Annotated in this window: 2 tRNA genes and 2 rRNA genes; all 4 read left to right on the top strand. The window is 51.3% G+C overall.

Annotation, left to right across the window (positions count from 1 at the left end):
- Positions 1-358 precede the first annotated feature (358 nt).
- The 4 genes from AC1RMX_RS29620 to AC1RMX_RS29605 all read left to right on the top strand — a co-directional run bounded on the left by AC1RMX_RS29620 (position 359) and on the right by AC1RMX_RS29605 (position 5295).
- Positions 359-1895 (top strand): 16S ribosomal RNA (locus AC1RMX_RS29620).
- A gap of 81 nt (positions 1896-1976) precedes the next feature.
- Positions 1977-2053 (top strand) — tRNA-Ile (locus AC1RMX_RS29615).
- A 30-nt stretch (positions 2054-2083) separates the two neighbouring features.
- Positions 2084-2159, top strand: a tRNA-Ala gene (locus AC1RMX_RS29610).
- Between the two features lie 245 nt (positions 2160-2404).
- A 23S ribosomal RNA gene (locus AC1RMX_RS29605) occupies positions 2405-5295 on the top strand.
- Together the 16S and 23S rRNA genes with 2 tRNA genes alongside form the textbook arrangement of a ribosomal RNA operon.
- The last annotated feature ends 60 nt before the right edge of the window (positions 5296-5355 follow it).

Raw genomic sequence — 5355 nt, 5'->3', positions numbered from 1 at the left:
TCGAAAGCGGAGAAAAAGAGGTGTTGACAGCAGCGTGTAACGCTGTAGAATTCGCCTCCCGCTAACGAGAGATCGGAAGCGCAAGTGGTTGAAGTTGTTGAAGAATTCTTCGAAAACTTCTGAAAATAATCACTTGACAGCAAATGAGGCTGCTGTAGAATGCGCGCCTCGGTTGAGACGAAAGATCTTAACCAACCGCTCTTTAACAACTGAATCAAGCAATTCGTGTGGGTGCTTGTGGAGTCAGACTGATAGTCAGAAAGATTATCAGCATCACAAGTTACTCCGCGAGAAATCAAAGATGTAACCAACGATTGCTGAGCCAAGTTTAGGGTTTTCTCAAAACCCAAAGATGTTTGAACTGAAGAGTTTGATCATGGCTCAGATTGAACGCTGGCGGCAGGCCTAACACATGCAAGTCGAGCGGATGAAGGGAGCTTGCTCCTGGATTCAGCGGCGGACGGGTGAGTAATGCCTAGGAATCTGCCTGGTAGTGGGGGACAACGTTTCGAAAGGAACGCTAATACCGCATACGTCCTACGGGAGAAAGCAGGGGACCTTCGGGCCTTGCGCTATCAGATGAGCCTAGGTCGGATTAGCTAGTTGGTGAGGTAATGGCTCACCAAGGCGACGATCCGTAACTGGTCTGAGAGGATGATCAGTCACACTGGAACTGAGACACGGTCCAGACTCCTACGGGAGGCAGCAGTGGGGAATATTGGACAATGGGCGAAAGCCTGATCCAGCCATGCCGCGTGTGTGAAGAAGGTCTTCGGATTGTAAAGCACTTTAAGTTGGGAGGAAGGGTTGTAGATTAATACTCTGCAATTTTGACGTTACCGACAGAATAAGCACCGGCTAACTCTGTGCCAGCAGCCGCGGTAATACAGAGGGTGCAAGCGTTAATCGGAATTACTGGGCGTAAAGCGCGCGTAGGTGGTTCGTTAAGTTGGATGTGAAATCCCCGGGCTCAACCTGGGAACTGCATCCAAAACTGGCGAGCTAGAGTATGGTAGAGGGTGGTGGAATTTCCTGTGTAGCGGTGAAATGCGTAGATATAGGAAGGAACACCAGTGGCGAAGGCGACCACCTGGACTGATACTGACACTGAGGTGCGAAAGCGTGGGGAGCAAACAGGATTAGATACCCTGGTAGTCCACGCCGTAAACGATGTCAACTAGCCGTTGGGAGCCTTGAGCTCTTAGTGGCGCAGCTAACGCATTAAGTTGACCGCCTGGGGAGTACGGCCGCAAGGTTAAAACTCAAATGAATTGACGGGGGCCCGCACAAGCGGTGGAGCATGTGGTTTAATTCGAAGCAACGCGAAGAACCTTACCAGGCCTTGACATCCAATGAACTTTCCAGAGATGGATTGGTGCCTTCGGGAACATTGAGACAGGTGCTGCATGGCTGTCGTCAGCTCGTGTCGTGAGATGTTGGGTTAAGTCCCGTAACGAGCGCAACCCTTGTCCTTAGTTACCAGCACGTTATGGTGGGCACTCTAAGGAGACTGCCGGTGACAAACCGGAGGAAGGTGGGGATGACGTCAAGTCATCATGGCCCTTACGGCCTGGGCTACACACGTGCTACAATGGTCGGTACAAAGGGTTGCCAAGCCGCGAGGTGGAGCTAATCCCATAAAACCGATCGTAGTCCGGATCGCAGTCTGCAACTCGACTGCGTGAAGTCGGAATCGCTAGTAATCGCGAATCAGAATGTCGCGGTGAATACGTTCCCGGGCCTTGTACACACCGCCCGTCACACCATGGGAGTGGGTTGCACCAGAAGTAGCTAGTCTAACCTTCGGGAGGACGGTTACCACGGTGTGATTCATGACTGGGGTGAAGTCGTAACAAGGTAGCCGTAGGGGAACCTGCGGCTGGATCACCTCCTTAATCGACGACATCAGCTGCTCCATAAGTTCCCACACGAATTGCTTGATTCATTGAAGAAGACGAAAGAAGCAGCCCGAAATTGGGTCTGTAGCTCAGTTGGTTAGAGCGCACCCCTGATAAGGGTGAGGTCGGCAGTTCGAATCTGCCCAGACCCACCAATTTTGTGTGGGAAACGCCTGTAGAAATACGGGGCCATAGCTCAGCTGGGAGAGCGCCTGCCTTGCACGCAGGAGGTCAGCGGTTCGATCCCGCTTGGCTCCACCACTACTGCTTCTGAAGTAAGAGCTTAGAAATGAGCATTCCATCGAGTGGATGGTGAATGTTGATTTCTAGTCTTTGACTAGTTCGTTCTTTAAAAATTTGGGTATGTGATAGAAAGATAGACTGAACGTTACTTTCACTGGTAACGGATCAGGCTAAGGTAAAATTTGTGAGTTCTCTTAGTTGAGAAATTCGAATTTTCGGCGAATGTCGTCTTCACAGTATAACCAGATTGCTTGGGGTTATATGGTCAAGTGAAGAAGCGCATACGGTGGATGCCTTGGCAGTCAGAGGCGATGAAAGACGTGGTAGCCTGCGAAAAGCTTCGGGGAGTCGGCAAACAGACTTTGATCCGGAGATGTCTGAATGGGGGAACCCAGCCATCATAAGATGGTTATCTTGTACTGAATACATAGGTGCAAGAGGCGAACCAGGGGAACTGAAACATCTAAGTACCCTGAGGAAAAGAAATCAACCGAGATTCCCTTAGTAGTGGCGAGCGAACGGGGACTAGCCCTTAAGTGGCTTTGAGATTAGCGGAACGCTCTGGAAAGTGCGGCCATAGTGGGTGATAGCCCTGTACGCGAAAATCTCTTAGTCATGAAATCGAGTAGGACGGAGCACGAGAAACTTTGTCTGAATATGGGGGGACCATCCTCCAAGGCTAAATACTACTGACTGACCGATAGTGAACTAGTACCGTGAGGGAAAGGCGAAAAGAACCCCGGAGAGGGGAGTGAAATAGATCCTGAAACCGTATGCGTACAAGCAGTGGGAGCAGACTTTGTTCTGTGACTGCGTACCTTTTGTATAATGGGTCAGCGACTTATTTTCAGTGGCGAGCTTAACCGAATAGGGGAGGCGTAGCGAAAGCGAGTCTTAATAGGGCGTCTAGTCGCTGGGAATAGACCCGAAACCGGGCGATCTATCCATGGGCAGGTTGAAGGTTAGGTAACACTGACTGGAGGACCGAACCGACTACCGTTGAAAAGTTAGCGGATGACCTGTGGATCGGAGTGAAAGGCTAATCAAGCTCGGAGATAGCTGGTTCTCCTCGAAAGCTATTTAGGTAGCGCCTCATGTATCACTGTAGGGGGTAGAGCACTGTTTCGGCTAGGGGGTCATCCCGACTTACCAAACCGATGCAAACTCCGAATACCTACAAGTGCCGAGCATGGGAGACACACGGCGGGTGCTAACGTCCGTCGTGAAAAGGGAAACAACCCAGACCGTCAGCTAAGGTCCCAAAGTTATGGTTAAGTGGGAAACGATGTGGGAAGGCTTAGACAGCTAGGAGGTTGGCTTAGAAGCAGCCACCCTTTAAAGAAAGCGTAATAGCTCACTAGTCGAGTCGGCCTGCGCGGAAGATGTAACGGGGCTCAAACCATACACCGAAGCTACGGGTATCACGTAAGTGATGCGGTAGAGGAGCGTTCTGTAAGCCTGTGAAGGTGAGTTGAGAAGCTTGCTGGAGGTATCAGAAGTGCGAATGCTGACATGAGTAACGACAATGGGTGTGAAAAACACCCACGCCGAAAGACCAAGGTTTCCTGCGCAACGTTAATCGACGCAGGGTTAGTCGGTCCCTAAGGCGAGGCTGAAAAGCGTAGTCGATGGAAAACAGGTTAATATTCCTGTACTTCTGGTTATTGCGATGGAGGGACGGAGAAGGCTAGGCCAGCTTGGCGTTGGTTGTCCAAGTTTAAGGTGGTAGGCTGGAATCTTAGGTAAATCCGGGATTCTAAGGCCGAGAGCTGATGACGAGTTGCCATTAGGCGACGAAGTGGTTGATGCCATGCTTCCAAGAAAAGCTTCTAAGCTTCAGGTAACCAGGAACCGTACCCCAAACCGACACAGGTGGTTGGGTAGAGAATACCAAGGCGCTTGAGAGAACTCGGGTGAAGGAACTAGGCAAAATGGCACCGTAACTTCGGGAGAAGGTGCGCCGGTGAGGGTGAAGGACTTGCTCCGTAAGCCCATGCCGGTCGAAGATACCAGGCCGCTGCGACTGTTTATTAAAAACACAGCACTCTGCAAACACGAAAGTGGACGTATAGGGTGTGACGCCTGCCCGGTGCCGGAAGGTTAATTGATGGGGTTAGCTAACGCGAAGCTCTTGATCGAAGCCCCGGTAAACGGCGGCCGTAACTATAACGGTCCTAAGGTAGCGAAATTCCTTGTCGGGTAAGTTCCGACCTGCACGAATGGCGTAACGATGGCGGCGCTGTCTCCACCCGAGACTCAGTGAAATTGAAATCGCTGTGAAGATGCAGTGTATCCGCGGCTAGACGGAAAGACCCCGTGAACCTTTACTATAGCTTTGCACTGGACTTTGAATTTGCTTGTGTAGGATAGGTGGGAGGCTTTGAAGCGTGAACGCCAGTTTGCGTGGAGCCATCCTTGAAATACCACCCTGGCAACTTTGAGGTTCTAACTCAGGTCCGTTATCCGGATCGAGGACAGTGTATGGTGGGTAGTTTGACTGGGGCGGTCTCCTCCTAAAGAGTAACGGAGGAGTACGAAGGTGCGCTCAGACCGGTCGGAAATCGGTCGTAGAGTATAAAGGCAAAAGCGCGCTTGACTGCGAGACAGACACGTCGAGCAGGTACGAAAGTAGGTCTTAGTGATCCGGTGGTTCTGTATGGAAGGGCCATCGCTCAACGGATAAAAGGTACTCCGGGGATAACAGGCTGATACCGCCCAAGAGTTCATATCGACGGCGGTGTTTGGCACCTCGATGTCGGCTCATCACATCCTGGGGCTGAAGCCGGTCCCAAGGGTATGGCTGTTCGCCATTTAAAGTGGTACGCGAGCTGGGTTTAGAACGTCGTGAGACAGTTCGGTCCCTATCTGCCGTGGACGTTTGAGATTTGAGAGGGGCTGCTCCTAGTACGAGAGGACCGGAGTGGACGAACCTCTGGTGTTCCGGTTGTCACGCCAGTGGCATTGCCGGGTAGCTATGTTCGGAAAAGATAACCGCTGAAAGCATCTAAGCGGGAAACTTGCCTCAAGATGAGATCTCACTGGAACCTTGAGTTCCCTGAAGGGCCGTCGAAGACTACGACGTTGATAGGTTGGGTGTGTAAGCGCTGTGAGGCGTTGAGCTAACCAATACTAATTGCCCGTGAGGCTTGACCATATAACACCCAAGCAATTTGCGAACTCGAAAGAGACCAGATTGCGGTGTGTGAAGACGAAA

The sequence above is a fragment of the Pseudomonas sp. GW822-FHT03F04 genome (genome assembly GCF_058801405.1).
The sequence above is the reverse complement of the archived record's forward strand: the minus strand, read 5'-3'. Positions and strand labels throughout refer to the sequence as shown.